This is a genomic window from Endozoicomonas sp. ALB115, from assembly GCF_049310245.1.
Taxonomy (GTDB): Bacteria; Pseudomonadota; Gammaproteobacteria; order Pseudomonadales; family Endozoicomonadaceae; genus Endozoicomonas.
Map to the genome: position 1 here is coordinate 1 of NZ_JBLYZG010000139.1, position 3,974 is coordinate 3,974.

Consider the following 3,974-nt stretch of genomic DNA (forward strand, 5'->3'; position numbering starts at 1 on the left):
GTGGACAAAGGGCTGGAGCGGACACCAGGTCTTAACGAGGCCGTGGCCGTGCTGTTGCCCCAAGTGAACGCACAGAAAGACCAGTTTATTCATCAGCATATCGCCAACCTGCTGTGGGCCATGGCGAAACTGGTGGATAACGGGCAGGAGCACTCACCAGGGCTCTACGAGGCTGTGGTCACGCTATTGCCCCTCGTGAACGCACTGAAAGACCAATTCAATGCCCAGGGTATTGCCAACCTGCTGTGGGCCATGGCCAAACTGGGTGAACTCATTGAGCGGAACCTGGTCATCTCTACGTTCGAATCGCTTGTCTATCGAATCAGTAAGAACCTGCTGTTTTCTCAGGAAGAGATATTGATGTCTCTCTGGGGAGTAATGGTATGCTGTGCCAGGTTATCTCTAGACTCCAATGCCAATAAAAATAATGTGTTTGAAAAGCACATGGATGACCTGTTGACTCGCCTGGAAAATACATCGCCAGATAATGAAGATGATCAATCCATCATGTTCATGGCCGCAAGTTGGCTTGGCAGAGCCTGTCCGGTCGTTCGCCATTACCAGACAAACATTTCAAGAACCCAGGTCGACTTCCGCGATCAACTCCGATCATGTCTGCCCTCTTTAAAGATTGAAGAAGAAAAGAGTCTGAACTCATTACCTCCGGTTGACCTGCTACTTACAGATCACAACATTGTGATTGAAGTTCAAGGCCCCTCTCATTACGTGGGTGGTGATTTCAAAACCAGGAAGGGTTCAACTCTGCTGAAAATCGCACTGCTGCAAAAAGCAGGATTTGAGGTCATTGAAATCCCGGCTAAACGGCTTTTGAACAAAGATTTAATGAAACCATACATTGATCAAATAAAGACCAGGATAGGCATCCCGCCACAGGAGCATGGCTCTGTATCACTTAAAAGAAGGTGGGCAGATGCTGCATACGTGACTGGTGAAAAACATTTAGCAGAGCAAACCAACCCGGCAAAGAGAAAGAAAACAAACAGCCAGTAATCGCCTTCCTCCCATCATGACTCAAGTAAACTTTTCCGCAAAATGAACTTCTGAGCAGAACAGCAGTCTGCTTTTTATATTTTCATGAATTAATGAAATATAATTATGGATAGAAGTTCTGCTGGTGTCAGTGGTCAATACGCAAGATCAGGTAGTGATGATAACCAACCGAATGACCGTGCCGCTTACAGGCGTGGGCGATATAGACAAGCCACAGTCAGACAGAGGGATAATACCCCACGCACAACTCCGAGGCGTAATAAAGCTTACCATTCTGCTGCCGCAGGCCCTTCTCAATATCTACTGCACCGTTCAGTAAACCCTGCTCAAAATTTTAATGCTCTCACCAAAAAGGAAATAATGGCTGGTCTGGTGAGTAAATCGGATCGTTTCGGTCATCGCTATGATGGGAGAGATCACGGCCTATATGCCAGTTCCATTAAAAAATACACGTCAGCGTCTAAAAGGCCTTTAAATCGAGTGGAACAAAGCCAGCTGATGCGTTTGCTGCAAAATTTCACAGCAACGCGGAGCTGGAATTGGCGAAGCCTGACGACGACACTCCACTCATTTACTTCAGCGGGTGTTTTTACCCCTCATAAACCCTTGGATGAGCGTGTCAGGCGTACTCAAGCTGCCTTATTGTCAACAATACTTGATGCAATAATATTCAAGTGCAACCAAAAACATGAAGCCAGCTATGTTGGTGCCCAGGAAATCGCCAACCTGCTGTGGGCTATGGCGAAACTGGTAGACAGCGGGCAGGAGCGAACACCAGGGCTCAACGCGGCTGTGGGCGCACTGTTGCCCCACGTGAACGCACAGAAAGACCAATTTATTCCTCAGCATATTGCCAACCTGCTGTGGGCCATGGCGAAACTGGTGGACAACGGGCTGGAGCGCACAGCAGAACTCAAAGAGGCTGTGGTCGTGTTGTTGCCCCACGTACACGTCCAGAAAGACCAATTTATTCCTCAGGCTATCGCCAACCTGTTGTGGGCCTTGGCGAAACTGGTGGACAACGGGCTGGAGCGGACACCTGGGCTCAACGAGGCCGTGGCCGCCCTGTTGCCCCTCGTGAACGCACAGAAAAATCAATTTACTCCTCAGCATATCACCAACCTGCTGTGGGCCATGGCGAAACTGGTGGACAATGGGCTGGAGCGGACACCTGGACTCAACGAGGCCGTGGCCGCGCTGTTGCCCCAAGTGAACGCACAGAAAGACCAGTTTAATGCCCAGGGTATCGCCAACCTGCTGTGGGCTATGGCGAAACTGGTGGACAACGGGTTGGAGCGGACACCAGAGCTCAACGAGGCCGTGGCCGCCCTGTTGCCCCTCATAAACGCACAGAAAAACCAACTTAATGCCCAGGGCATTGCCAACCTGATGTGGTCCATGGCGAAACTGGCGAACAACGGGCTGGAGCGGACACCAGGGCTCAAAGAGGCGGTGGTCACGCTGTTACCCCACGTGAGCGCACAGAAAGACCAATTTAATCCCCAGGGAATCACCAACCTGCTGTGGGCCATGGCGAAACTGGTGGACAACGGGCAGGAGCAGACACCAGAGCTCAACGAGGCCGTGGCCGCGCTGCTGCCCCATGTGAACGCACAGCAAAACCAATTTATTCCTCAGCATATCTCCAACCTGCTGTGGGCCATGGCGAAACTGGTGGACAACGGGCAGGAGCAGACACCAGAGCTCAACGAGGCTGTGGCCGCGCTGTTGCACTGCGTGAACACACAGAAAGACCAATTTAATCCCCAGGATATCGCCATCCTGCTGTGGGCCATGGCGAAACTGGTGGACAAAGGGCACGAGCAGACACCAGATCTCAACAAGGCCGTGGCCGTGCTGTTGCCCCACGTGAACGCACAGAAAGCTAACTTTACACCACAGGCAATCACCAACCTGCTGTGTGCCATGGCGAAACTGGTGGACAACGGGCAGGAGCAGACACCAGAGCTCAACGAGGCCGTGGCTGCCCTGTTGCCCCTCGTGAACGCACAGAAAAACCAACTTGATGCCCAGGGCATTGCCAACCTGCTGTGGGCCATGGCGAAACTGGTGGACAACGGGCAGGACCAAATACCAGGGCTCAAAGGGGCGGTGGTCACGCTGTTACCCCACGTGAATGCACAGAAAAACCAATTTAATGCCCAGGGAATCGTCAACCTGCTGTGGGCCATGGCGAAACTGGTGGACAACGGGCAGGAGCAGACACCAGTGCTCAACGAGGCCGTGGCCGCGCTGTTGCCCCATGTGAACGCACAGCAAAACCAATTTATTCCTCAGCATATCGCCAACCTGCTGTGGGCCATGGCGAAACTGGTGGACAACGAGCAGGAGCAGACACCAGAGCTCAAAGAGGCTGTGGCCGCGTTGTTGCCCTGCGTGAACACACAGAAAGACCAGTTTAATGCCCTGGCTATTGCCAACCTGCTGTGGGCCATGGCGAAACTGGTGGACAAAGGGCAGAAGCGGACACCAGATCTTAACAAGGCCGTGGCCGTACTGTTGCCCCATGTGAACGCACAGAAAGACCAATTTATTCCTCAGCATATTGCCAGCCTGCTGTGGGCCATGGCGAAACTGGTAGACAACGGGCTGGAGCAGACACCAGGGTTCAACGAGGCCGTGACCGCGCTGACGCCCCTCGTGAATGGACAAAAAGCTAACTTTAAACCGCAGGGTATCGCCAACCTGCTTTGGGCCATGGCAAAACTGGTGGACAACGGGCTGGAGCGGTCACCAGGTCTCAAAGAGGCCGTGGCCGCCCTGTTGCCCCTCGTGAACGCACAAAAAGCTAACTTTAAACCACAGGAAATCGCTAATCTGCTTTGGGCCATGGCGAAACTGGGTGAACTCATTGAGCTGAACGTGGTTACCTCTACGTTCGAATCGCTTCTCTATCGAATCAGTAAGAACCTTCAGTTTTCTCAGAAAGAGATATCGATGTC

The 3,974-nt window shown here is 52.4% G+C and carries 2 protein-coding genes; both read left to right on the forward strand.

The features are described from left to right. A partial coding sequence (locus tag ACO6VE_RS23960) for an RAP domain-containing protein (RefSeq protein ID WP_422463971.1) occupies positions 1-1,011 on the forward strand: 1,011 nt, incomplete at its 5' end. 105 nt (positions 1,012-1,116) lie between these two features. Continuing rightward, the coding region (locus tag ACO6VE_RS23965; protein ID WP_422463973.1) for a DUF1601 domain-containing protein at positions 1,117-3,974 on the forward strand (2,858 nt) is incomplete at its 3' end.